Genomic DNA, 24,725 nt, shown 5'->3' with positions numbered 1-24,725 from the left:
AAGATGAAAAAGAAATTATTGATTAGTATGTTATTCGTTGCAGGTTTAGTGGTTGTAGGGTGTGGTGGACAGAAAAAAACAGCAGGTTCACAGAAAAAAGAAGAGCAGATTATCAAGGTGGCGTCCCATATTCCATCAACCGTAGAAGTAGTTGAACTAGCAGGTAAAAACATTGCAGATGGCTACAAAGTAGAATTAGTTCAAGTCAATGATAATATTCAGTATAATGAGTTGCTGAATGCCAAAGAAATTGATGCGAATTTTGCCCAGCATGAACCATTTATGCAAAAATTCAATGAAGAAAAGAAGGGTAATTTAGTAGTTGTACAAAAAATATACAATGCAAAAGTTGGTTTTTATTCGAAAGAATACAAAGAGATCAATGCTCTTCCGGAGGGGGCTAAAATTGCATTACCAAGCGATGTCTCTAATGAAGGACGAGCATTAGCGATCTTAGATGATGCAGGGTTGATCAAATTAAAAAAAGGTGTCGGTTTTAATGGAACGATCAAAGATATTGTAGAAAATCCGAAAAACTTTGAATGGGTATCTGTCGATTTATTAAATTTAGCAGAAGCCTACAACGAAAAAGATATCGCAATGGTTTACAATTATCCAACTTATATTGCCAAAATCGGGTTAACACCAAAAGATGCGATTTTATTAGAGAAAAAAGTTGATGATCGTTTTGCAATTAGCTTAGTTGCTAGAGAAGATAATAAAGATTCAGATAAAATCAAAGCACTGAAAAAAGCCATGACAAGTGACAAAGTGCGAGAATTATTGGAAACAAAATACAGTGACACGTTAACACCAGCATTTTAAAGCTAAAAAAAATTACTAAGAATAGAGGGTAAACTCATCGATGGATGAAATTACCCTCTATTTTCTTTTTTAGGACTATAGTAGTGAGTGAAAGGAAGATCGATCATGACCTCATGGACTTCGAGTCCCTACAAAAGACGGTCTCCTTCACTGTCATTGTAGTGTGTTGCATCGAATCACTTCGTTCTATGTGATGTACAACGTAACGTAGTAGTTGCTTTTTCCTCCCAGTTTATTCAGGTTCTATTGTTTTAAGCTAAAACTGTTTATAAAAACACTTATTATACGCTTTATTGTTGATATAATTGATCAAAGCATGCCAATCATTTGTATTTACTGGATTTTCAAAATAAAAAAAATCATTGTTAGGATAGTCTTTTTCGTCACAATCCGAAATAAGAACATCTGAATCTTCGATATTTGAAACAAAACGAATCAATTCTGGATTAAAGAACGTCAAGAGACTATTTTTGATTTCCTCTGTAGTAAAGTGGTTTTTTGAATATTGAACGTAAATATTTAATGTCTCTGTTTTTTTAGAACTGTCTAAAATGAAATAAAATAAGTAAACGATATAGGTTAAAAAGCCTTTTGACTCTAATGATTGCAACGAACGATCTTCGGAAAAAAGTTTTTTAGCAAGTGCGGCAAGTTCTGCTTCCATCTGAGGAAAGTCAGCAAATTTATGACCTAGATTTGAAATATTTTGATCATTTTCAAGTAAATCAGCATTATCAATTTGTAAATACGTAATAGAAGTTAGTCCAAGTAAAAGAGAGTAATAAGAAAAAAGATACTCCTGACGATTTGGTGTCACGTTATACGCTTCGTAGACACTGTCCAGAAGAAATGTGCAGCTCTTAGCAAGCGGTAAATCTGATTGAATAAATACTTCAGCAGTTTCTAGTTTTTGATCATGGGTATCAATATCATATATAAAAATTCGACACAAAAAGGCAAAGTAGCTTTCTTCCTGAACAAGCGCTTCTCCAGAAATAGCTAAGTCAAGTGAAAATGTTATAGGGTGTACCTTATTAAGTAACGTAATAATAGCTAAAAAATCTGGTTCAATGTGTACGAGAACCCCTCTATAGCGAATGCGCCAAGCGCTTAAAGCTTGAAAATATCTTAGACGGATTTGTTGTGAATCTGGAATATTTTCTATTGGTAATTCAATATGTTCCATATGCTCTAGCGTTTTTCTAAAAGGCCAAACAAGTCCTTTAAATACATTCCAATAAAAATAGAAAAGAAAAAGGCGAATATGAATTTCTGCTCCTTCAAAATTAACTTGTGTATTATCACCAGGGAAATTTAGTTCGATTTTAAAACTATTTAATGCTTTGTTGATGGTGGTTAAGCTTTTATAAGTGTGCGCGATACTCAAATTGATGTCTTGAGATAAGGCTTCGACACTCGTGTAGTATTTCAATAATACGGTTCGGAAAATCAAATATTCATGTGATTGTTGAATATAGTGTAGTCTTAACGTATCAATGACAAAGCTGACGTTTAAAGTGTCTTTTACAACAATCGTGTAGAGCACATCGGTTTTTACGATACAAACATCACCAGGTTCAAATAATTCATTTAAATCATCACTGAGCATTTTAATTTTTCGATAAACAAGGTTCAAAGAAAGATCTATTTTTTTGGAAATAGAATAGCCAGAAATTCCCTCTTGACTAAAGCGAATCAGTTTAAAAATCTCAAATTTCTGCTGATCATTTTTCTTCATAAAAAAATTTTTCATAGATTATTCCTCCTCCCTCAATGAATGATAATACTTCTATTGATATAATCCAAGGTTTAATTTGAAAAATTGTGAAATATTTTTCAAATTATATCTTTTTTTTATTTAATTTTAATGTTTAAGTAATGATATTAGTGGAATTATACAATGGGATGTAATACACAAACAAGCGAGTAAAAAATCCTACGGAGGCATGATTTTTTACTCGCTTGTTTACTATCTATAGTTTACCTGTGGTTTGTTATCACATGATATTATTATTTTCAGTTGCTAGCTTGATCTCTCGAGCATAGCGATCTATATTGGTTTGATAGGTATCTATAGACGTAAGATCACTTTCAATATGACCTAGACGTGTATTTAATTCTTCGATTTTTACTAGTGTTTTTTGTAAAACTTCTAACATACGTTCATCTGTATTCATCATGATTCTCCTTTTTTATATTGTATTTATTCTGCTGAAAAGCTATCGTGAACAGTCGCTTTTGATCGATAAAATAGCGCATAAAGAATAATGCAAATGACTGGAATACTGCTAGCGACCATATACAAACCTGAAAATGACAAGATAGTACGCAACTCACCTAAAAGATAAGGACCGACACCAAGTCCTAAATCTAACCCGATAAAATAAGTAGACAAAGCAATTCCGATACGATGACTGGTAGGACTGGCCTTTAGACAAACGGCTTGTCCATTTGACATAAATGTACCGTATCCTAATCCAATCAAACCACCAGAAACAAGTAGCATCCAGCTTGTTGTAGTCATACTTAGGAACAACAAACCAACAGTTAGAAAAATAAAACTAGGATACATAACAGCATTTTCACCATGTGCATCAAAGATTCGGCCAGACAATGGACGAGTGGCAGTAATAACTAAAGCATAAACGACAAAGAAAAATGAACTTGCACCGACAAGATCGATTGCTTTAGCGTAAGAAGAAAGGAATGATAACACACTGGAATAAGAAAGACCCATCAAAAAGGCGATAAATGAGATAAATAAAACTTTCTTTTCAATAAAACTGTCAAAAGTCCAACGAGACAAACTCGCTTTATGTTCAGGACTTAATTGAATATTTTTTACAGGGAAGGCAAAACAAGCAATCGTAGTCAAGAAAATTAGTACGATCGAAAACAAAATAATAAAATAAAAACTCATTGTATTTAATAAAACCATTCCGATAAATGGACCAATCGCCGCAGCTAAACTTGTACTTAATCCATAATAATTAATGCCTTCACCATGTTTTGATTTTGGAATATAAGCAGTTACGATCGCATTTGTTGCTGTCGAAACTGTTCCATAGCCAAAACCATTCAACAAACGAACAAGGTAAAGAATGCCAATACTAGGAATATAAAGATACGCGATCGTTGTGATAAGGTAAAACAAGGTACCATACCGCAAAACAGCTTTTCTACCGAGTAGTTCCAACATTTTTCCCATGAATAAACGAGCAATTAAAGTGCCGATAATATAAATCCCAGAAGCAAGACCTGCTTGACCTAAAGAGGCGTGAAGCGTATCTTGTGCAATTACTGCAATGATCACCATCAATAAATAGTACACGAGATAGACCACAAAATTGATCAATGTAATACTGATAAAGCCTTTGTTAAATAATTTTTCTTCTGAATGTTCCGTCATTGTAGAGAGTTCCTTCTTTCTTGTTGTGATAAGCTTAAATTGCAAGTTACAATTCTTTTCTGAAAGCCAGTTGTATAGATACTATACGAAAAAAGTCACTAAAAAAAATGCGGATTTGTTTTTAAAAAAAGCTATTAACAAAAAAACACAACAAAAGTCATATACATTTGTTATTGTTTTTCGATGTGTTATCCTTTTAAATAAGACTAGCAATTATTTGTACAGAAAATTTTCAAAAAACGATGAGGAGCCAACTAATGGACAGCCATGTATTACAAGAATACTTAGATAAACATTCATTTCCTATAGTAGTGAAGAAAAAAAGAACCTATCTTACATATGAAGGGTTACAGGATCGTTATGCGTATATTTTGAAGAGCGGTATTATCAAAACCAGTGTTATTTCTCCTGATGGACGAGAGTTCAATTTGAGATATATCAATAGTTTGGAGATCGTTTCTTTATTGAGGGATGAATATTCTCAGTTTATCGATGCACCATTTAATATTCGAATTGAATCAGATCAGGCAGAATTATATCAAATCGATCGAGTTCAATTTTGGAAGGATATCAATCAAAGCAAAGAACTGCAGATGTATGTGAAAGATTATTATCGTGTTCGCTTGATGTATTCAATGAAGAAGATGCAGCAAATGTTGATGAATGGAAAATTTGGTGCAGTTTGCACGCAGATTTATGAGTTGTATGATACGTTTGGTGTGCAGGTAGAAGATGGCTTATTGGTTGATTTTGTTGTGACGAATGAAGAAATTGCTCATTTTTGTGGAATCACTTCGGCTAGTAGTGTCAATCGAATGATGCAGCAGTTGAAGGATTTGGGCGCAATTAAGATTCAGGATCGAAAGATAGTGATTACAGATATGGAGATTTTGAAGGATAATATTATTTTGTAGAGGTATGAAAAGGAGAAAGTATGAAAATCGATCGTCTACTAAGTCTAGTAAATTTGTTAGCGGCAAATGATCGCATGACGGCCAAATGTTTAGCTGAACGGCTGGAAGTGTCTAAACGAACGATTTACCGTGATATTGAAACGCTGAATCTAGCTGGGATTCCGATTATTTCTTATTCGGGAATTTCTGGTGGTTATGGCATCGTTGAAGGCTATAAAGTGAATAAACATATTTTTTCAACGGAAGATATTTCGACTATATTGACGGGACTTTCAGCAATTCAAAGCATCTCAACATCCGCGGATATCAGCCCCTTACTAGCAAAAATTGCACCAAACACAAAAATACAGCAACCCCAAAGTGATTTATTGATTGATCTCTCTTCTTGGTTTACACCAAACGAAGGGAAAAATAAGCTAAACGATTTACGACAAGCAATAGCAATGCAACGACTTATCGTCATTCAATATCATTCCAAAAAGGGATATTCGGAGAGGAAAATAGAACCATATAAACTTGTTTTTAAGGCTTCTCATTGGTACCTTTATGGTTTTTGTTTAAAAAGAAAGGCTTTTCGCTTGTTTAAACTAACAAGGATTCAAACGTATGATTTGCTAGATGAGGGATTTGAACCTAGGCCGCTAGAAGTCATAAAGTTGACCGTAGAATCCAGAATAGATGATTTGGATTCAATGGTGACACCAGAAACACAGCAAGTTATTTTGACGTATGAGCAAAAAGATAAATTATACTTGATCGACAAGCTTGGCGCAGAATTTTTTAAAGAACAAGATGAAGCCACGGCTGTTGGGACCATCGTATTTCCGCTGATTAATCAAGAGAAAACAGTTGATTTCATTTTACGTTTCCAAGATAAGGTACGAGTCATTGAACCACCGATAATCGTTGAAGCAGTCAAAGCGAAAATCGAAAAAATGTATTTTTTTTATAAAAGCTGACAATCAGTTGTCACACTTCTGTTGTATGATGAATTCCAAGAGATAATTGAGTTCTAAGACAAGAACTTAACATAATAGGAGGAATGAAACATGACAGAAGTGCTTTTTGTGTTGTTAGAAGAATATGCAGATTGGGAAGCGGCCTCAATTGCGGCTGTACTGAATCAGGAAGAAGGGTTCACGGTTAAAACAGTTTCAAATGAAAAACAAGCCATTCAATCAATGGGCGGATTTTCTACATTGCCGGATTATACACTTGCCGAAGCGAGCCAAAAAGAGTTTGGTGCCTTGGTTTTAATTGGCGGAAAGTCTTGGCGCTCGGATAAAGCAAAAGAAGTCGATGCTTTAGTAGAAAAAGCGGAACAACAAGGTGCCGTGATCGCCGCGATTTGTGATGCGACTGTTTATCTGGGAAGTATTGGTTTACTAAATGATCATAAACATACGAGCAACCAATTACAAGACTTACAAGATTATGCTGGCGCGAACTATACGGGTGCAAACCAGTATGTAGAAGTCCAAGCAATAAGAGAAAATAACCTGATTACAGCCAATGGCACTGGGCATTTAGAGTTTGCAAAAGAAATTTTGCTGGCACTTCAAGCAATGCCTGAGAAAGAAGTAGAACAGTGGTATAACTTTTACAAGTTAGGTTATTATGAAGCAATAAAACAAGAACTGAGAAATGCTGGTACTGATCATATTGGTTAAAAGTAATTTTGCCCCATGTAATAACAAAGTACGCAAAAAGTGTTCCTTTTTATTTTTTGATTAGATCTTTTGATTTTGTGTAATACTCGCTAATTGATTTTGTGATTCGGCTATCAAAAGCGCATACTCTTTATGAAAGGTTTCAAACAATTTTGCACTTGCATAGTATTGTTTGACTACTTGCTTTTTATTGATTGGTGTAGTTGAATTTGTAAAATACTTTTCCAAAACTTCTAGCGGTTCTTTCCAAGATTCTAAACGCTCGAGTGAATCTCGAAGATTTAGAATCTCTTGATAAGGGACAGTTTTGATGCAGATGACGGAATTTTTCATGGGAATGCTCCTTTTCTCTTTGTTTGATTTTTGTATGTAGAGCAAAAGAAAATGGTTAAAGCTGTCCGTCTCTATTGTTGAATTATGACCAGTATGTCGGGAACTTCTTTGAGCATTCGGAGAAAAATTTTAAAAGTGTCTAGAAATTCTTACAAGAATTAGGTACAATAAAGAAGCTGGTACTACGGTACTGGTAAATGGGCAACTTGGATAGAGAGGGATTGCTTTCTATTCGGGGCTTCATTGAACGGTTGGCGCCGAAAAATGAAGTGCCTTTTTTCTTTTTCTCAAATATAGCAGGATAGAAATAAAAAAAGACGATCCACAGGTTACCTGTAATCGTCTACAAATAGGCAAGATAAAGAAACTATAAAATGTGTCGTCACTGTAATGAGTGTACAACAAAAAATAGATCGATCCTTTCGCTATTGGCAAAGTTGTTTTACAGGGATTGCTGTTTAAACAAGGCTTCCGGTTTGGTTGGCGCCAGACCACGAAGAGCCAATTTATTTATTTTTAATGTTAGTTATTTCTATCCTATGCATTTTATTATACATAAAGAGTGGCTGGTTCACAATGGATTTTTTTGTGGTAAGGCATTAAATAACACGAAAATCATGCTCCTTATATATAAGGAAAAATAACAAAAATTTTTTTGAAATGGAGGATTAGTGTTGGAGTGATTTTGGGACTGTTCAAACATTGACATGATAATCGGCAAGACTAGAAAGTAGCTAAGAGCCAAAATAAACCCTATCACTTTCGAGGAGTGATGAGGGCTTTGGTGAAGCCATTGGCTTATTATTTTCTACCTGTAAGGTACATGAAAAGAAGAGAGGAGTCAAATTTTTCTTTCTTGATAGTTTAATTTATGGAGAATAGATTGAACTAGATAAATGAACATCAGCCTAAATTCTAAAATTTAGGCTGATAATACCATTAAGTACTAAACACAGAATTATTTCAATCCACACATTTAAAATGTGACAGGTACTCTATACAAGCTATTTGAATTATATCATATGATTTTTATTTCACCTAATTAGAAAAGAATTATTGACCATATAGTTTTTATGTTGTACAATTAATTAGTAAATATTTAATGTGTTCAATTCAGTGTTTAGAATAGATCGTTTTGGATGTAGGAGAAAGGATATTAATTAAATGATTAATAGAGAAGATAGTAAAAAATTGTTATTGGTAGCTATTAGTGCACTCATTGTAGTTACGGCAGATAAACTTTGGGCTGTTCAAATTAATTTTTCTGTTTTACTTATCCTGTTATTGATAGTATTAATACTTATCTATCTTTTGTTCTTTAATTCAAAAAATTAATCCAACTATTTAAAATTTTAGATAGTTCTTTTTTTTATAAATGATATAATGTATTTAAGACATTTAGGAAATAATTAAGGAGTCTGAGTATGGATAAATTAATAGCACATGTAAGAAAGTCAGATGGCGAAAAGCAATTGTTAAAAGATCATCTATTAGAATGTGCCACCTTAAGCGGTGATTGGGGAGCAAAGATTGGTCTAAGAAAGACAGGCTACTTAGCTGGTCTACTTCACGATTTGGGAAAATATTCCACCGAATTTCAAGAATATTTGAAGAAAGCTGTTAATGATCCGAAAAGTGTGACACGTGGTAGCGTGGATCATTCAACAGCTGGCGGTAAACTTCTTTTTGATTATTGCCACAAAAATACTCGTGAGCCATTTTCATATATTCTTGCTGAATTGGTGGGCAATGCGATCATCTCTCATCATAGCAGCCGTGGTTTGCAAGATTTTTTTACCCCAGAAGGAGAAGCGACCTCTGATTATCTTAGGCGAGTAGCAGAAATAGAGTTTGTTGACTATGAGCGGATTAAAACTCGATTTTTTGAAGAAATAATGTCAGAAGAACAATTTCAACTATTACTGTTAGAAGCTATAGAAGAATTGAAAGGGTTTTATCAATTAAATGGAAAAAGTAGAGTCAAACAAAATGATACATTTTTCCTTTTGAAATTTATTTATAGTTGCTTACTGGATGCTGACCGAACGAATACGATGCTATTTGAAGAAAACAAACAATTTATGGCACATGAAAATCAAGCCTTACTGAAATCTTATAGTGATACTTTAGAAGAATACATTTCAACTTTCACCGCTGACACGCCAATCAATCAACTTCGTGGGCAGATGTCTGACCAATGCAAAAACTTTGCTGAAAGAGAGACGGGGATTTATACGCTCTCGATTCCAACAGGAGGTGGGAAAACGTTAGCCAGTTTACGATTTGCCTTAAATCACGCGATCAAACATGGAAAAGAGCGCATCATTTATGTCGTGCCATTCACAACAATTATCGAGCAAAATGCTGCGACAGTCCGAGAGATTTTAAAAGATGAAATAAATATTCTAGAGCATCATTCGAATGTTTTTACGGATCAAGAGGAATCTAAAAAAGGAGATTCAGAAGAATCAGAGGCAGAAAAAGAAGCGTTAGAACAAAAACAAGCATTAATGAAAGATAATTGGGAAAGCCCTGTGATTTTTACTACGATGGTGCAGTTTCTAAATACGATTTACAGTCGAGGCACTCGAAATCCACGCCGTTTTCATAATTTGACAAATGCCGTGATAATTTTTGATGAAGCGCAAGGAGTGCCAACAAATTGCACGCATTTATTCAACGAAAGCTTGAATTTTTTGAAAAAATATGGAGCAACCACAAGTGTCTTATGCACAGCGACTCAACCATCGTTAGAAAGTGTCGGCAGAGCATTAGACAAGGAATACGACGGAGAAATGGTTTCTAACTTATCAGAAGTAGAGGCCAAGTTTAAACGAGTAGAGGTCATTGACCGAACAACAGATGAACCATGGAAGCTTGAAAATTTAGCTGATTTCAGCCAAGGGATTTTAGCCGAGAAAGATAATTTACTGATTATTTTAAATACAAAAAAAGCTGTTAGAAGTCTATATCAATATTTGGAAGAGCAGCAATTAGAAAATATTGAATTGTATCATTTGAGTACTTCAATGTGTGCCAAACATCGGAAAAATTTATTGGATGAATTACGTGAAAAACTAAAAAGTAGTAAAACGAAATTGATCTGTATCACAACCCAATTAATTGAAGCTGGCGTAGATATCAGTTTTCAATCCGTGATTCGTTCAGTAGCCGGCCTAGATTCAATTGCCCAAGCAGCAGGACGTTGTAATCGACATGGAGAAACCAAACAACAACCAGTATACCTAGTCAATCTTTCAGCTGATCTTGAAAATCTGACTCATCTACCAGAGATTAAACAAGGACAAGGAATTACTCTTGATATTCTTAAAGAAAACAAGGAAGTCGAACAAGAGGAACTACTCTCGCATGATCTTCAAAAACGGTATTTTGATCGCTATTATGATTGTTTTGAGAATGAATTAAACTATCCTGTTAAAAAGACATCATTGAATTTATTTAGTTTATTGGGAGAAGGTGCTAATGCGCTTGAGCATTATAAGCGAACACACGGTTCTGCTCCTAATTTAGCGTTTAGAAGTAGTCCAAAAACCGTAGGGAAATATTTTCAAGTCATCGATAGTCCAACAACATCGGTGCTTGTTCCATATAAAGAAGGAAATGAACTGATTGCGGATTTAAATGGTGAGTTAAGACCCGAAGAGTACGCCCCCACGTTGAAAAAAGCACAGCAATATATGGTTAATGTTTTTCAGCATGAACTGATGGAACTTCAAAAAACTAGCAGTATCTATCCACTTCTAAATGGAGATGTTTTAGCCCTTACGAGTAATGCATACGATTTGAAATTTGGTATCGATTTAGAAGCGGAAGCGGCAAGTGGTTATATAGGTTTTTAATGTTATCTAGCTTCGCGAGGAGTTGGACGAACCCGCTACGCTTTTATATTAAGGAGGAGTTAACAGTGAAATATAAAAATCAAATTTCTTTTAGAGTAGAAGGTGAGTATGCTCTTTTTACTGACCCTTTGACAAAAATGGGTGGTGAAAAAATGACCTATCAAGTCCCCACCTATCAAGCCCTAAAAGGAATTACAGAAAGTATCTACTGGAAACCATCGATTGTTTATTACATTGATGAAGTTCGCGTGATGAACTCGATTCAAATGGAATCTAAAGGAATGCGTCCAATGAAATATAACGATAGCAGTGCCAGTGATTTAGCATACTATACGTATTTGAAAAAGCCTGTCTATGAAGTAAAGGTTCATTTTGAGTTTAATCAACATCGTCCAGATTTAAAAGGGGATTGGAATGAAGATAAGCATTATCAAATTTTGAAACGGTCGATCAAAGCTGGTGGAAGAAGAGATGTTTTTTTAGGAACTAGAGAATGCCAAGGTTACGTGGAACCAGTGGAGTTTGGTAGAGCTAAAGGTCACTATGACGATTATGAAGGAGAGTTACATTTTGGCACGATGGTGCATGGACTATCCTATCCAGATGAAACGGGGACAGATGAGTTGGCTGTTCGTTTGTGGCGTCCGATTATGGAAAAAGGCATCATTAAGTTTCAACGTCCAGAAGAATGTACTTTAGTTCGATCACTTAGAACAATGCAGGCAAAAGTATTTGGACCAACAGATATCGAAACTGTCGATCAGTTATTTGAAACTTTGGAACAGGAGGTTGAATAATGAGTTGGTTAAATGACTTGTACCAAACGTACAAAGAAAATGAAGACCAAGTAGGGAAAGTTCAGCGAACATCTTATGGCAAAGAAATTGTTTTATTACCAATCGCCCATGCCTATCAAAATGCGCAGATAGAAGTCACGGTTACGCCAGATGGTGAATTTTATGCAGCAAATGTTGTGCCGAAAGATGAGGCACAAACAATGATTCCAGTAACCATTGAGTCAGCTGGAAGAGCTGGTTCAACGTCTGCACCACATTTAATCCATGATAATTTAGTCTATGTTGCGGGTGATTTCGAGAAATATGGTGGTATTTACAAAAAGAATAAAGCTGGGAAAAATTCTTATCAGATGTATTTAGAAAATTTACGGGCATGGTGCGAATCAGATTATTCCCAGACAGCTGTTAAAAGTGTGCTGCAGTATTTAGAAAAAGGGCACTTGATTGAAGATCTAGTGCAAGCGAATGTAATGGTCGAGAAAAATCATCAATTGATTCCAAAATGGTCAAAAGAGCTTGAAGCTGAACTAGGTGAGAAGCCGCCGTTATTTAGTGTAGTAGTTGGTGAGCAATCAACCTCATTTGTTCGATTTGCTGTCCAAGAACATGGAAAAGAAAAACGACCACTCTGGGGAGATAAAGAAATAATTGATTCATTTGTTGCTTATTATACAAACGAACTGACGAATGAAGGGCTAGATTATGTTACTGGAGAAATGTTACCACTCACAGAAAACCATCCTTCAAAAGTACGCTATGGCGGAGATATGGCAAAATTAATCTCAGGAAATGATTCTACAAATTTTACGTATAAAGGTCGTTTTACTGACAAAAATCAAGTCGCTTCGATTAGTTATGAAGTCTCTCAAAAAGGACATAATGCGTTGAAATGGCTAATTGGTAAACAAGCATTTATTTTGGACGGACGAGTCTTCTTAACGTGGGGAAGAAAAGAAACAGAGGTGCCTAATCCAGAAGAATCAAGTGCTGATTTTCTTGATTTTGATGCTATTTATGCTAAAGATGAAGAAGCAAAAATTCTACTAAATCCAGAGACAACACATCAACAATTTTCTGAGTTATTTAAGAGAGCCTTGAATGGGTATAGCGTAAAGCTTGCCTACCATGAATCAATCTACATCATGATTTTAGATGCTGCTACCCCTGGAAGAATGGGGATTTTATACTATCGTTCTTTTGAAAAAGAACAATACTTTACTCGAATTGAAGCGTGGCATCAAACTTGTTTCTGGCGCCACACTTACGGTAGTAAGAACAAACAACGCTACACATTTTGGGGCGCTCCGTCACTTAGAGATATCGCTGAAGCAGCTTACGGTGCACGAGCAAGTGACACTTTGATCAAAAATACAATCCATGAACTATTTCCTTGTGTTGTAGATGGAAAAATGATTCCGATAAATCTAGTTAGGAAGCTCCTGCAACGAACGTCAAATCCTGTAAGTATGGAAAAATGGGAATGGGAAAAAACGTTAAGTATTACTTGTGCTGTAATGAAAAAGCATTTTAATTTTAAAAAGGAGGAAAAAAATGTGGCATTAGATAAAAATGAAACAGATCGCAATTATTTATTTGGGAGAATGTTGGCAGTAGCAGATGTTTTGGAAGAGCGTGCGTTGTATAAAGCGGGAATTAATAGAAGTACAAATGCGATTCGTTACATGAATGCGTTTAGTAATCATCCGTTGAAAACATGGAAAATCATTCAAGAAAATTTGATTCCATACCAAGCGAGATTAAGAGGTAAGGGAAGCTATTATCAAAAATTATTAGATGAAATTGGTGCTTCTTTTGATCTTGAACAATATACAGATAAGGCTTTAGATGGCAAATATTTATTAGGTTATTACAGTCAGCGAGCTGATTTAAAGAAAAAAGCAGAAGAGAAAACGGAGGAATAAACCATGACAGTTTTAACACACAAAATCGACTTTAAAGTAATCACATCAGTAACAAACGCAAATCCAAACGGTGATCCATTAAACGGAAACCGACCACGTCAAAACTTTGAAGGGTATGGTGAAATTTCGGATGTAGCCATCAAACGTAAAATTCGCAATCGTCTGCAAGATTTAGGCGAAAGAATTTTTGTCCAGTCTGATGATCGTGCAGATGATGGACTCAAGAGTTTGAAAGACCGAGTGGATTCAATTGAAGAATTAAATAAAATTGCTGCGGATAAAAAGAAAGCTGATGTCAATCGCTTTAGTGAGGTAGCTTGTGAAACGTGGATTGATACGCGTAGTTTCGGACAGGTATTTGCTTTTAAGGGATTGGAACTTTCTGTAGGTGTTCGTGGCCCAGTTTCCATCCAAACTGCAGTCAGCCTTGAACCAATCGACATTAATACAATGCAAATCACGAAAAGTGTCAATTCAGTCAGTGAGGGTGGCGGAAAAAGCTCTGACACCATGGGAACCAAACATTTCGTGGACTTCGGCGTTTACGTCTTCAACGGTAGTATCAATGTCCAACTAGCTGAAAAAACAGGTTTTACCGAAGCAGATGCAGAAAAAATCAAAGAAGCCCTAACCACGCTTTTCGAAAATGACGCGTCCTCTGCTCGACCAGATGGTAGTATGGCTGTAGAAAAAGTTTACTGGTGGGAGCACCCAAGCAAAATGGGCAAAGCATCATCCGCAAAAGTCCATCGCTCTGTAAAAATCGAAAAAATTCCTGAAGTTGATCGTGCAAAATCATTCGATGATTACAAAGTAACAGTTGAACCACTAGAAGGAATCGAGCTGACCGTTATCGAAGGGCTATAAGATGTACGATGAACAAGATTATTTGATGATTTCAGGTATCCAACATTTTCTCTTTTGCCGTCGTCAATGGGCGTTGATTCATATCGAACAACAATGGCAAGAAAATGTTTTAACGCTAGAAGGACAATATCTACACGAAAAAGCCGATCAGCCGACCATTCGAGAAAAGCGTAAAGATCGATTGATCGTTCGTGCATTGCCAATCCATTCACCAACCTTAGGAATTACCGGAATCTGTGATGTGGTGGAATTTGTGCAAGATCCAAATGGCGTGCCTTTAAACGGGGAAGTTGGAACATTTTCACCGATTCCTGTTGAATACAAACATGGAAAGCCAAAACAAGAATTAAGTGATATTTTACAATTAACCGCACAAGCCGTTTGCTTAGAAGAAATGCTTGTTTGCGAAGTGTCGAAAGGGTATCTCTACTATCATGAAACAAAACGTAGAGAAGAAATCGAAATCACGCCTGCTTTACGAGAAGAATTACAAAAAAACGTAGCAGAAATGCATCAATACTGGCAAAGACGCTATACGCCCAAAGTCAAAACGGGTAATTTTTGCAAAAAATGTTCCCTACAAAATATCTGTCTACCTAAACTAATGAATGTTCAAACAGTCAAAGGCTATTTAGATCGGAGGTTATGTGAATGAAAAAACTGTTGAATACCCTGTTTATAACAACCCGAGATGCCTATTTAGCTTTAGACGGTGAGAATATTGTTGTCAAAATAGATGAACAGAAAAACAGAGTCCCACTTCATAATATAGAAGCGATTGTCACTTCTGGTTATTTAGGTGCGAGTCCAGCGTTGATGCGTAAATGCGCTGAAAAAAATATAGGCATAACCTTTTTAACGAATTCTGGTAAGTTTGGCAGTCGAGTGACCGGTGGCACAACTGGTAATGTCACGTTGCGGAAAAAGCAATATCGTCTATCAGACAGTGAAGCAGAAAGTTTGGAAATTGCTCGTCATTTTATTATTGGTAAATTGTATAATCAACGTTGGATGCTAGAGCGAATGACTAGAGAAAATCCGATGAGAGTTGATGTTGAGCGCTTTAAACAAATTTCTGGAGAATTAAAAAAATATATTGAAGATATTCGTCAAGTTGGCGATTTAGAATCATTAAGAGGAATTGAAGGGCAAGCAGCAAATCGCTATTTTCTTTTGTTTGACCAAATGATTTTACAGCAGAAAAGTGATTTTGGTTATTATGGGCGAAATCGCCGCCCACCTTTGGATAATGTAAATGCGATGCTTTCTTTGGCCTATACGTTGTTAGCCCAAGAATGTGCAGCGGCTTTAGAAACTGTTGGGCTTGATCCTTATGTTGGTTTTATGCATCGAGATCGACCTGGGAGAGCTTCATTAGCATTAGATTTGATGGAAGAACTACGAGGAATTTATGCGGATCGTTTTGTCTTGACGTTGATTAATAAAAAAATGGTGACAGAAAAGGATTTTGTAAAAAAAGAAAGCGGTGCTGTGATTTTGACAGATGCTGGTCGGCGAACCTTTTTTCAAAAGTGGCAAGAAAAGAAACAGGAGCAAATTCAGCATCCATTTTTAGGTGAGAAAATCAATTGGGGATTAGTTCCTTATGCTCAGGCATTGTTGCTCAGTCGGTTTTTAAGAGATGATTTAGATGGCTATCCGCCATTTTTATGGAAGTAGGTGAGAGGTATGTTAGTATTGATCACTTATGATGTAGCAACAAGTTCCAAAAATGGCACTCGTCGTTTGAGGAAAGTAGCAAAGAAATGTCAAGATTACGGGCAACGTGTCCAGAATTCTGTCTTTGAATGTGTTGTCGATGCGACAGAGTTGACGAAGTTGAAGAAAGAACTAGTTGATTTGATTGATGAAGAATTAGATAGTTTACGTATTTATCGATTAGGAAATAATTATCAAAATAAAGTGGAGCACATAGGAGCAAAGGAAAGCTTTGATGTAGAAGCTCCATTGATATTTTAAGTAGAAAAATTAAGTGCGAACCCTAAGTGCACATGAAATCGCTGGGAGACCCGCACCATAAATTAGCTGTTTTTTATCAATAAAAAGCTGTTTTTCTCATGTGAATTTAATTTTACAAATGATTTTTTGTTGGAATACAAAAATATGTCATGTATTTTTGTCATTTTCACAGTCTAGCTCTGTTTAGAGCTAGTGGATTGAAATTTTGGTCAAAATTGCTTCTGTACCAATGTTTAAAGTCTAGCTCTGTTTAGAGCTAGTGGATTGAAATAGTAATAGCTTCTAGTTCAGCATCGCGAACCTCACCGTCTAGCTCTGTTTAGAGCTAGTGGATTGAAATCATTAATAGCATCTAAGGTGCCTGACACAGAAGTGTCTAGCTCTGTTTAGAGCTAGTGGATTGAAATGCTTCTTAGAGATTGTAAAGCCTATATCGATGCTGTCTAGCTCTGTTTAGAGCTAGTGGATTGAAATAATAAATCCACCTCGCTTTCGAAATAATTATACCAGTCTAGCTCTGTTTAGAGCTAGTGGATTGAAATACATTATCAAATCATCTACTCTATATTTAAAAAAGTCTAGCTCTGTTTAGAGCTAGTGGATTGAAATCCTGCGCATTTTAACAGCATGTTAAGTATCTCGTGGTCTAGCTCTGTTTAGAGCTAGTGGATTGAAATTGGATTATCGCTGACTCTAGATCAATACCATAATGTCTAGCTCTGTTTAGAGCTAGTGGATTGAAATGATCCCCAACCTCGAACTCGTCCAACTTACGTCCTTGTCTAGCTCTGTTTAGAGCCAGACATTTGAAATGCTAACTTCTTAAACTCAAAAGATGACCAAACGATGCCTAACCATGTATAGATGTTGTGAGCGTAGCGTGGCTCACCCAGTATAACCTCCATCTAAATAAAACAACTAAAAGAAGACAACCAAGCACGTTAGCTTGGTTGTCTTCTTTTTTGTTTATTAAAAAAGCTTCAACAAAAGTAGAACTAGAAGTTATATTTTTAAAAGGTATAATAGAGTGACACGGTGTCATTAATGTTCGTGTGTCAATCTAGTCATTTTACTCACTTATCTAAACTACACATAATCCTTAAACAAAAAAAGACCTAAAAAGTAAGTCCCCGTGATATCTATAGATAACTCAAATAATATACAAACCTACACATCAGAACGAATAAATAAAAAAAGGATCTGAAAAGGTTTTTTTTAGAAGAAAATTATTTTATTTATGTTATTTAAAATAATTTTTTCTTGTTATATTAACAAACAAGAAAATCATTGAAATAATGTTTTTTCCAAGCTCTTAAGCTGATAATATAATGTTTTGTTCAGTTTGTCAACACTGTTTTATGTATTTTTTTGTATTTTAATCATTGTGTTCACTTTTATATCTCATTATTTATTGACAGTTATACAATAATTTTTATTCGCCGTCAAATCGCCGTCAAAATAAACTGAAGGGGGAAATGATTTATGGTAAGAAAAGGTGAAAATATTTATAAACGAAAAGATGGTCGTTGGGAAGGAAGATACATAAAAGGAAGAAAAAGTGATGGAAGTGCCATATACGGCTATGTCTATAATAAAACATATCTGGATTTAAAAGAAAGACTCTCAACAATGAAGTCACTGTATTCTTATAATTATACCTTTAAAACAATTGCCTATCAAGGCACACTTAATGATTGGGCAATGTGTTGGTTAACTGAGATACAAGGACAGCTGAAGCCCAGCACGTATGCTAGTTACACAAATAAAATGACAAAACACATTCTGCCCTTTTTGGGTGCCCTTCCTTTACAAATGATCACAACGGTCAATTTAAATGACTGGATCAAAAAAATTGAGGAGCACCTGTCTCCTAATTCTGTTCGAATTGTCTATCAAGTATTGATGTCGTGCTGTACAGCTGCAGTAAAAAGGGAACTGATTCTAGAAAATCCTTGCAAATATGTCATTTTACCTAAAAAAACGCCGAATAATATAAAGGCAATTACATCAGAGGAGCAAACGAAACTAAAAGAAAAAGCTGCCGCACATCCTAAGGGGCTTGCGATTATATTAGCCTTAGAAACGGGCATGAGAATCGGAGAAATCGCTGGATTAAAGTGGGAGGACATTGATTTTTCGGCCAACATACTTACAGTCCAACGTACGATTCAAAGAATACAAATGATGAATGGTGTAAACAAAAAAACCAAAATTGTTGAAGGAACACCTAAAAGTAGTACTTCTAAACGAACGATTCCACTTTCTGAGAATCTCAGTCAACTTTTGAGTGAACAAAAACAAAAAAGTAATGGTGATTTCGTGTTAGGAGGCAATAAACCAGCTGAACCTCGTTTGATTTCAATATGGCTAAAAAAAATATGTCAAAGTTTCCATTTTACAAGCATTCGTTTTCATCAACTTAGACACAGTTTTGCTACGCGTTGCCTAGAAAAAGGAGTGAATATAGCAACAATCAGTGCTTTGTTGGGGCATCATTCTACTAAAATGACGCTAGATGTTTATGTGAATTCTTTTATGTCCGAAAAAAGAAAAGCCATCAATTTAATCAGTTAGTCTCTCTACTTTTCAAAAATTATCATGTTTGGAAAGTAGAGAGTCTTTTTTTATTTTTCATTTAATGCACCTTTTTTGAAATAAAGATTTAATTGACTCTATTTTACCTAAAGAGTTCTGGTCTTTTTGATTCTGACTAAAACTTACGCCGTCAACTTTTCCGTCACTCGTTCTTTAAACTATTGGTATTTATGGGTTTGTAGTGATAGTTCCTGTTTGTTAATAAAACAAGAAAATAAAATAGTAGAAAAAGTTGAAGAGGAGGGAGCTATATGGACAATACAATTGGCATATTACATATCAGGGATGACTCTGAACAGAACGATAACATAGGTTTATTAATCAAAAAGGTCCTCAATGAACAAAGCTATTCACTAATTGATATTACAGAAAAAACACAAATAAATTTACTTGATGGCCTAGTCATTAATTTGGAGAAATCGTCAGACTACATTAAGGCACTGCAATGGTTGATTGATTTACAAGAGGATCATCCTTTGTTTATTTGGATTCTAAATGGAGAAATTGATTCAGAACTGACAAAATTATATCCCCACCTGAGTAAAAATTCAGTCATAGAAATTATTCCATCAGATCAAGGATTTGAGATGCTTGGGATCGTAGTAAAAAATGCAATCAACTATAAAAACCAGTTATTAAATAGTAGGAGAATAAAAAAAACATCTGATGATCATTCCCTAGATGCATCAAAGTTAAGTCTGGTAGTTCATGACAAAATAATAGCATTAACCCGAAAAGAATTCAAAATTATTGAGCTGTTATATGAAAATTTGGGTAACGTTGTTACTTATGATGAAATCAATGAAGTAATCTATGGTGCTACAAGGGGAGAAAAGCTAGAAAAATACAGAATAGCAAACTTTATTTTTCACATCAGAAATAAACTAAAAGAACAATCCTATTTTGAAATTGAAATTATTCGAACAAAAGGCTATCTTCTTACTTATTCAAAAAACGAACGATTTTCTTTCGAAAACATAAGTGAAAAAGCCTTACAATGAGCTGTTTTTTAGTAAGAAACGATTAGAATAAACGACACGACTTGAATTTATTTTAGTACCAGTCATCTTGACTCAAGTACAAGTAAATAAAATTTAAGGAGTCGAAGCAATTATGTAAAGAAATGGATGGCTAAATGTGTGAAAGATAAAAAGAATTATTATCAAAAATATCGAAGTTACTATCTCTGTGAAATTGTACTTTTAATTGGATGGATCACTAATTTTGTGTTCTTTTCAAGGTTTTATGAAGAGGCTGTATTTTATGTCGATAAAAATGCTAAGTTCATTATTCAGCTATTGTTTATGGTGAATTACTACTTGGATGATCTACTAAAGTATTTATTTGTTGTCTTTTTACTGATGACGTTAAATCTTTTCCTTATCTTGATGTTTTATATCAAAAATAAGCAAGAAGTAAACAAACAAAAAGAAATGAACTATTCAATGATCGTATTTCTAGTGCTTTTGATCATTAATGTTATCACATTAATGACGACGATTATCTGGCCGTTGTTCTTGTTACTGTTTATTGTGTCTATGACGATTGTGTATATCATATACGTCATTACAAATTATTTATACGAAGAACAAGATGAATTATATGAAGAAAATGAAACAGTTAAATTAGAAGGACCTTTTCAAACGAAAGAAGCAGCTGAAAAATATTCCAAAGAATTTTTGGCTCATTGGACAGACAGCTTTACTAAGAAAGGCTATAGCTTAGTGGAATTTATAAAAAGTGATGCAAACAATGAATGGCATGTAGAGATTATCGTTCAATCGATTAAATAAGAACAAATATTAGTAGTTAGGAGAACCCTTTTTCATGAGAAAGATTAATGCGATATATATAGCACTTGTTTGTACCTTTTCATTATTTTTTTTTGCAGATCAAGTAATAGCTGCAGATGATGATGATAATTTAGGGTATACAGTAACTCTGGTGCAGTCGAATACACAAATAGATCCTAATAAAAGTTATTTTTATGTAAAAACGACACCAGGAGAAGCCCAAACGTTAGAAGTAAGAATCAAAAGTACGAAAAAAGAAAATGTGAAGATCAAGATCTATGGAACCAATGCAATCACAGGAGATGGAGGAACGATCGAATATAGCGATGACAAAACGTATTATGATTCGACCTTAAAAGAGCCGGTAACATCGATGCTCAAAATCCCAACGCCAGAAATTACAGTTGGTAATTATGAAGAGAAAACGGTGAAAATCCAACTGACACCGTCAAAAGAAAAGTATGATGGCGTGAAAATGGGTGCGATTGTCTTCGCTTTAGATCAAGGAGAAAAAGCAAAAAGTGGGGTCTCAACAGAATTTTCATATCGAGTAGGCTTAATCACTTCACAATCTGGAGATGAATTCAATAATGCTCAAACGTTAAATTTAAACTCTGTAAAAGCCTCAATCAAACGTGGGAAAAAAATGGTATTAGCCAATTTGCAGAATCCTGAACCTAAAGTCTTAGAAAATTTAAGCATCGTCGGCACTATGACGAAAAAAGGCACCGATGAAGTTGTTAAAAGAAAATCTGTAGAAAACTACAGTATGGCACCAAATAGTTCATTTGATTTTGAAATGGATTGGGGCATTGCTAATTTGCCGTCTGGTACATATACGTTGAAATTGGATGCATCAAATGATTATCAAGAGTGGCAGCTTAGCAAAGAATTCACGATCACGAACCAACAAGCTAAAAAAATGAATGAAGAAAGTGCTTTTAAAATCATTACCCCAACTTGGATTAAGGGAACGGCCATTTTCTTACTGGTAGTTACCGTTTTGATCATGGTAACGGTTCTTTTAAGACGAAAAAAATGGGAAAAACAATGGAAAAAAGTCAGAATTGCAAAACGGAAAAAACAGGGGAATCAAAAGAAAAAACGAAAAAAAATCAATAGAAAAGATGGTGAATAAGGATGAAAAAAATTTACTTTATTTGGCCGTTGTTTCTTGTAGTGTGTGTGCTTGTTTTTTTGTTTAGCCAAGCGCCTCAAGCGTTAGCGGAGCAAGAGAAAACAGAAACAGGTATATCATTCAATCAGTCTGTTGAACCAGATAAACCGAAACCGCCTATTTATGAGACAAAACCACCCGTCTATCCAGCAACGGATGGTGCACTACCGCATTTAGGACAAATGATGACGTCGTTCATTCTATTATTGTTAGGCGTCGCTTGTTTGATTGTCTTTTTAGGTGTTATCAGCTTACGTAAGGTATACAGCATACACGTATAGGAGGGTAAAATGAAAGATTATTTGTGGATTTATATATTAGGAGGAATCGCCTCTGCATCGTTACTGTTTTTTCTAGTGACACTTTCAAGAGACGTATTTTTAGTCAGAAAGCTACGAAAAAAAAAGTTGGATTTAGCGTTTAACTTTAGTCTATTAGCGGTGTCTATCACAAGTCTAGGGTTAATTATTTATTTGTTTGTTTTGCTAAAAGACCAAATCAAACTGATTGGCTAGACTGCTGAAACAACGTATTATTCTGTGAACAATTTATAACAGTAACTGTCGCCAATCTTATTTACGTTAAATAAGAAGGGTGATTAAATTTTGAAAAAAATACTATTTACAACATTACTTGCTTCATCAGCGTTGCTGATTTTTGCAAAACCTGCGAATGCAGAAGAAGTCGGAAATGAGCAAACAGACTTGGGGATTCGTTTTGACACTGATGGACCAGTAAAACCTGGACCAGGACCTTTCAAAGATAACTTAGCATTGGTATGGACACCATCTAAATTTGATTTTGGTCGTCAAGCAGCAACAGCGAATATTGCTACATACAGCAATACTGTAGCCGGAGATCAATATATTGTCGTGAATGATGACAGACAAGGTACTGAAACAGGCGGCGAAGGCACAAGAGCCGTAACAACTTCTGCTTGGAAAGTGACAGCTTCATTGTCTAAATTAGTTTCTAAAGACAGCTCAGCTACAGAATTGCCATCAAAACTAACATTTACTTTAGGTGATGCACAATCTTACGATATTGGTGAAGTTGATCCAGATACAAATGACTTTTTACCAAATCCAATCGAAGGAAACTTAGGAACACTTGCTGATCCTAACAATATCACTGTTAGCAAAAGTGTAACATTAGAAGCTGGCAATACGACTGCAACAAATATCATTGCAAAAACGCAAGCAGATGCTGTCAAAGGCGGTTTTGCTACAAAATTATCAGATACTAAACTAACAGTTACTACAGGAACAGGAGCTGCCGGTAAAGCATTTAAAGGTAGCGTGAACTGGAGTCTTGACAATACTTACTAAGAAATAGCTTAGTAGTGTGTTGATATAAATAAGTAAGTAGATTGGTTGACAGTTATTGTTATAAATTGTTCACAGAATTGTCTGTATGACGAAGAACCGAGGATTTATTTTTTTGAAGAAAGGAGGGATCAGTCGTTGAAAAAACATCGTATATATCTAATAGTATTCTTCTGTTTGGCACTGTTCGTTGATCCCGTTAAAAGCATTGCCAAACAAGATTCATCGAATTTGATTGGCGGATTATCTTATGAAATTTTATACCCAGAGAATCAGAAGAATAAGGACTTAGGTTACTTTGATCTGACGATGAAGAAAGGACAAGAACAAAAAGTTTCCCTCAAACTCTATAATTCATTAGCAAAAGACCTAACGGTTGAAATTCACTTAAACACAGCAAAAACCAATAGTATTGGGAAAGTTGAATATGGACCGAATGATCTGCCAAAAGACACCTCTTTGACAACTGATTTTACAACTATCGTTAAAGGACCAACTAAAGTAGTGATCCCTTCTGGTGGAAGTAAGCAAGTTGATTTGATGATCACACTCCCTAAGGAAATGAAAGACGGGATGATCGCTGGTGGCATCCAATTGAAACCTGTGGTAGATCATAAAGCAAGTGATCAAGGAAAAAAAGATATCGTTGTAAATGAGTTTGCATTTTTAGTGGGGATGTTATTACATGTTGGTGATACGAATAACATAAAACCAGAGCTGAAATTAAATAAAACATACATAGCATTCAAGGATAAAAAAAGTCATTTGTTTGTAAATATTTCTAATCGTCAGTCGGTATATGTCGAAGGGATGACGATTGCTGTTCAAGTAAGAAAAGCCAACAAGCAAAAGGTATTAATTGAATACCAAAAAAAAGAAATGCGAATGGCTCCGAATTCGATGATCGATTTTCCTATTGATTTAACCGATAAAGGATTGAGCGCAGGGATCTATTCCGCTCAGATCGAGGTTTCTTCAAAAAATGGTGGTAATTGGTCATGGACGGAAGATTTTACGATTAATACGTTAGAGGCGAATAGCCTTAATATGCAACTCAAAGAAAATAAACCAGAGACAAAACAAACTTTTTTGGTCATTTTTCTACTTTTATGTGTAGGTGCACTTGTATTCATTTTAAGTTATAAAGTGATAAAACGTAAAAAAACAGAAAATGAAAAGAGACGTTAAGCAACTCTTTTTCGCGACTTTATTCGTGAAAAAGAACAGTACTAAAAGAAATCAAAGTGAACGGACTCAA

At 35.1% G+C, this 24,725-nt stretch carries 23 protein-coding genes and 1 CRISPR repeat array; of the genes, 19 read left to right on the top strand and 4 right to left on the bottom strand.

Translation table 11 applies throughout. From position 1 onward, the window contains the following. Positions 1–3: 3 nt before the first annotated feature. Positions 4–825: a MetQ/NlpA family ABC transporter substrate-binding protein gene (locus JZO69_RS05755; RefSeq protein ID WP_207111936.1), complete on the top strand. Its 822-nt coding sequence runs from the start codon at positions 4–6 to the stop codon at positions 823–825. Between the two features lie 256 nt (positions 826–1,081). Here JZO69_RS05755 and JZO69_RS05750 read toward each other — a convergent pair whose 3' ends face one another. From JZO69_RS05750 to JZO69_RS05740, 3 genes are all read right to left on the bottom strand, one after another. Continuing rightward, a complete protein-coding gene (locus JZO69_RS05750) occupies positions 1,082–2,578 on the bottom strand; it encodes a helix-turn-helix domain-containing protein (RefSeq protein WP_207111935.1) in 1,497 nt (498 codons plus the stop codon). 244 nt (positions 2,579–2,822) lie between these two features. Beyond that, a complete protein-coding gene (locus JZO69_RS05745; protein ID WP_207111934.1) occupies positions 2,823–3,002 on the bottom strand; it encodes a hypothetical protein in 180 nt (59 codons plus the stop codon). A 26-nt stretch (positions 3,003–3,028) separates the two neighbouring features. Next, positions 3,029–4,234 carry an MFS transporter gene (locus JZO69_RS05740; protein WP_207111933.1) on the bottom strand — a complete coding sequence of 402 codons (1,206 nt, stop codon included), beginning with the start codon at positions 4,232–4,234 and terminating at the stop codon, positions 3,029–3,031. A 257-nt stretch (positions 4,235–4,491) separates the two neighbouring features. Here JZO69_RS05740 and JZO69_RS05735 point away from each other — a divergent pair, with 257 nt between their 5' ends. The 3 genes from JZO69_RS05735 to JZO69_RS05725 all read left to right on the top strand — a co-directional run bounded on the left by JZO69_RS05735 (position 4,492) and on the right by JZO69_RS05725 (position 6,818). Next, the gene (locus JZO69_RS05735; RefSeq protein ID WP_207111932.1) at positions 4,492–5,148 is read left to right on the top strand and encodes a Crp/Fnr family transcriptional regulator; all 657 of its coding nucleotides are present in this window, start codon (positions 4,492–4,494) and stop codon (positions 5,146–5,148) included. Positions 5,149–5,168: 20 nt separating this feature from the next. Further along, complete coding sequence (locus JZO69_RS05730) at positions 5,169–6,107, top strand: helix-turn-helix transcriptional regulator (protein ID WP_207111931.1); 939 nt, start codon at positions 5,169–5,171, stop codon at positions 6,105–6,107. Positions 6,108–6,197: 90 nt separating this feature from the next. After that, entirely contained in the window at positions 6,198–6,818 is a 621-nt protein-coding gene (locus JZO69_RS05725; protein ID WP_207111930.1) for a DJ-1/PfpI family protein, read from the top strand. Positions 6,819–6,878: 60 nt separating this feature from the next. Here JZO69_RS05725 and JZO69_RS05720 read toward each other — a convergent pair whose 3' ends face one another. Further along, positions 6,879–7,151, bottom strand: coding sequence for a hypothetical protein (locus tag JZO69_RS05720; RefSeq protein WP_207111929.1), 273 nt, complete (start codon positions 7,149–7,151; stop codon positions 6,879–6,881). A 1,424-nt stretch (positions 7,152–8,575) separates the two neighbouring features. Between JZO69_RS05720 and cas3 the strand changes: the two genes are divergently transcribed. The 15 genes from cas3 to JZO69_RS05645 all read left to right on the top strand — a co-directional run bounded on the left by cas3 (position 8,576) and on the right by JZO69_RS05645 (position 24,655). Then, positions 8,576–11,011 (top strand): CRISPR-associated helicase Cas3', encoded by a 2,436-nt coding sequence (gene cas3 / locus JZO69_RS05715; protein WP_207111928.1) that lies wholly within the window; start codon positions 8,576–8,578, stop codon positions 11,009–11,011. Between the two features lie 65 nt (positions 11,012–11,076). Then, the gene (gene cas5c, locus JZO69_RS05710; RefSeq protein WP_207111927.1) at positions 11,077–11,808 is read left to right on the top strand and encodes a type I-C CRISPR-associated protein Cas5c; all 732 of its coding nucleotides are present in this window, start codon (positions 11,077–11,079) and stop codon (positions 11,806–11,808) included. Beyond that, positions 11,808–13,730 (top strand): type I-C CRISPR-associated protein Cas8c/Csd1, encoded by a 1,923-nt coding sequence (gene cas8c / locus JZO69_RS05705; protein ID WP_207111926.1) that lies wholly within the window; start codon positions 11,808–11,810, stop codon positions 13,728–13,730. Before cas5c ends, cas8c begins: the two co-directional genes overlap by 1 nt. A gap of 3 nt (positions 13,731–13,733) precedes the next feature. After that, positions 13,734–14,597: a type I-C CRISPR-associated protein Cas7/Csd2 gene (gene cas7c, locus JZO69_RS05700; protein WP_207111925.1), complete on the top strand. Its 864-nt coding sequence runs from the start codon at positions 13,734–13,736 to the stop codon at positions 14,595–14,597. A 1-nt stretch (position 14,598) separates the two neighbouring features. Beyond that, positions 14,599–15,252 carry a CRISPR-associated protein Cas4 gene (gene cas4, locus JZO69_RS05695; RefSeq protein WP_207111924.1) on the top strand — a complete coding sequence of 218 codons (654 nt, stop codon included), beginning with the start codon at positions 14,599–14,601 and terminating at the stop codon, positions 15,250–15,252. Beyond that, on the top strand, positions 15,249–16,277 hold the full coding sequence (gene cas1c / locus JZO69_RS05690; protein ID WP_207111923.1) for a type I-C CRISPR-associated endonuclease Cas1c: 1,029 nt from the start codon (positions 15,249–15,251) through the stop codon (positions 16,275–16,277). The genes cas4 and cas1c overlap by 4 nt, the downstream gene beginning before the upstream one ends. A 9-nt stretch (positions 16,278–16,286) precedes the next feature. Beyond that, on the top strand, positions 16,287–16,577 hold the full coding sequence (gene cas2, locus JZO69_RS05685) for a CRISPR-associated endonuclease Cas2 (protein ID WP_069653990.1): 291 nt from the start codon (positions 16,287–16,289) through the stop codon (positions 16,575–16,577). Positions 16,578–16,748: 171 nt separating this feature from the next. Next, a CRISPR array of direct repeats spans positions 16,749–17,390; the repeat unit is 33 nt; unit sequence GTCTAGCTCTGTTTAGAGCTAGTGGATTGAAAT. Between the two features lie 669 nt (positions 17,391–18,059). Further along, positions 18,060–19,151 carry a tyrosine-type recombinase/integrase gene (locus JZO69_RS05680; protein WP_207111922.1) on the top strand — a complete coding sequence of 364 codons (1,092 nt, stop codon included), beginning with the start codon at positions 18,060–18,062 and terminating at the stop codon, positions 19,149–19,151. Positions 19,152–19,423: 272 nt separating this feature from the next. Beyond that, a complete protein-coding gene (locus JZO69_RS05675) occupies positions 19,424–20,173 on the top strand; it encodes a helix-turn-helix domain-containing protein (RefSeq protein ID WP_207111921.1) in 750 nt (249 codons plus the stop codon). Positions 20,174–20,311: 138 nt separating this feature from the next. Continuing rightward, the gene (locus JZO69_RS05670) at positions 20,312–20,965 is read left to right on the top strand and encodes a hypothetical protein (RefSeq protein ID WP_207111920.1); all 654 of its coding nucleotides are present in this window, start codon (positions 20,312–20,314) and stop codon (positions 20,963–20,965) included. Positions 20,966–20,999: 34 nt separating this feature from the next. Then, entirely contained in the window at positions 21,000–22,103 is a 1,104-nt protein-coding gene (locus JZO69_RS05665; protein ID WP_207111919.1) for a WxLIP family cell surface protein, read from the top strand. A gap of 2 nt (positions 22,104–22,105) precedes the next feature. Then, positions 22,106–22,423: a hypothetical protein gene (locus tag JZO69_RS05660; RefSeq protein ID WP_207111918.1), complete on the top strand. Its 318-nt coding sequence runs from the start codon at positions 22,106–22,108 to the stop codon at positions 22,421–22,423. 9 nt (positions 22,424–22,432) lie between these two features. Further along, positions 22,433–22,657 carry a hypothetical protein gene (locus tag JZO69_RS05655; protein ID WP_207111917.1) on the top strand — a complete coding sequence of 75 codons (225 nt, stop codon included), beginning with the start codon at positions 22,433–22,435 and terminating at the stop codon, positions 22,655–22,657. A 90-nt stretch (positions 22,658–22,747) separates the two neighbouring features. Next, positions 22,748–23,470 carry a WxL domain-containing protein gene (locus tag JZO69_RS05650; protein WP_086315452.1) on the top strand — a complete coding sequence of 241 codons (723 nt, stop codon included), beginning with the start codon at positions 22,748–22,750 and terminating at the stop codon, positions 23,468–23,470. Positions 23,471–23,605: 135 nt separating this feature from the next. After that, the gene (locus JZO69_RS05645) at positions 23,606–24,655 is read left to right on the top strand and encodes a WxLIP family cell surface protein (RefSeq protein WP_207111916.1); all 1,050 of its coding nucleotides are present in this window, start codon (positions 23,606–23,608) and stop codon (positions 24,653–24,655) included. Positions 24,656–24,725: the final 70 nt, after the last annotated feature.

This window comes from Candidatus Enterococcus ikei (assembly GCF_017316105.1).
Taxonomy (GTDB): Bacteria; Bacillota; Bacilli; order Lactobacillales; family Enterococcaceae; genus Enterococcus_L; species Enterococcus_L ikei.
This window is presented reverse-complemented; position numbering and strand designations above follow the sequence as displayed.

Excerpts from the sequence above, each read along its gene's own strand:
- JZO69_RS05720 (WP_207111929.1), bottom strand. The coding sequence starts at position 7,151 with ATGAAAAATTCCGTCATCTGCATCAAAACTGTCCCTTATCAAGAGATT.
- JZO69_RS05755 (WP_207111936.1), top strand. The coding sequence starts at position 4 with ATGAAAAAGAAATTATTGATTAGTATGTTATTCGTTGCAGGTTTAGTG.
- JZO69_RS05660 (WP_207111918.1), top strand. The coding sequence starts at position 22,106 with ATGAAAAAAATTTACTTTATTTGGCCGTTGTTTCTTGTAGTGTGTGTG.
- JZO69_RS05680 (WP_207111922.1), top strand. The coding sequence starts at position 18,060 with ATGGTAAGAAAAGGTGAAAATATTTATAAACGAAAAGATGGTCGTTGG.
- cas7c (WP_207111925.1), top strand. The coding sequence starts at position 13,734 with ATGACAGTTTTAACACACAAAATCGACTTTAAAGTAATCACATCAGTA.
- JZO69_RS05730 (WP_207111931.1), top strand. The coding sequence starts at position 5,169 with ATGAAAATCGATCGTCTACTAAGTCTAGTAAATTTGTTAGCGGCAAAT.
- cas4 (WP_207111924.1), top strand. The coding sequence starts at position 14,599 with ATGTACGATGAACAAGATTATTTGATGATTTCAGGTATCCAACATTTT.
- JZO69_RS05745 (WP_207111934.1), bottom strand. The coding sequence starts at position 3,002 with ATGAATACAGATGAACGTATGTTAGAAGTTTTACAAAAAACACTAGTA.
- JZO69_RS05725 (WP_207111930.1), top strand. The coding sequence starts at position 6,198 with ATGACAGAAGTGCTTTTTGTGTTGTTAGAAGAATATGCAGATTGGGAA.
- cas8c (WP_207111926.1), top strand. The coding sequence starts at position 11,808 with ATGAGTTGGTTAAATGACTTGTACCAAACGTACAAAGAAAATGAAGAC.
- JZO69_RS05740 (WP_207111933.1), bottom strand. The coding sequence starts at position 4,234 with ATGACGGAACATTCAGAAGAAAAATTATTTAACAAAGGCTTTATCAGT.
- cas3 (WP_207111928.1), top strand. The coding sequence starts at position 8,576 with ATGGATAAATTAATAGCACATGTAAGAAAGTCAGATGGCGAAAAGCAA.
- JZO69_RS05675 (WP_207111921.1), top strand. The coding sequence starts at position 19,424 with ATGGACAATACAATTGGCATATTACATATCAGGGATGACTCTGAACAG.
- cas2 (WP_069653990.1), top strand. The coding sequence starts at position 16,287 with ATGTTAGTATTGATCACTTATGATGTAGCAACAAGTTCCAAAAATGGC.
- JZO69_RS05655 (WP_207111917.1), top strand. The coding sequence starts at position 22,433 with ATGAAAGATTATTTGTGGATTTATATATTAGGAGGAATCGCCTCTGCA.
- JZO69_RS05665 (WP_207111919.1), top strand. The coding sequence starts at position 21,000 with ATGAGAAAGATTAATGCGATATATATAGCACTTGTTTGTACCTTTTCA.
- cas1c (WP_207111923.1), top strand. The coding sequence starts at position 15,249 with ATGAAAAAACTGTTGAATACCCTGTTTATAACAACCCGAGATGCCTAT.
- JZO69_RS05750 (WP_207111935.1), bottom strand. The coding sequence starts at position 2,578 with ATGAAAAATTTTTTTATGAAGAAAAATGATCAGCAGAAATTTGAGATT.
- JZO69_RS05735 (WP_207111932.1), top strand. The coding sequence starts at position 4,492 with ATGGACAGCCATGTATTACAAGAATACTTAGATAAACATTCATTTCCT.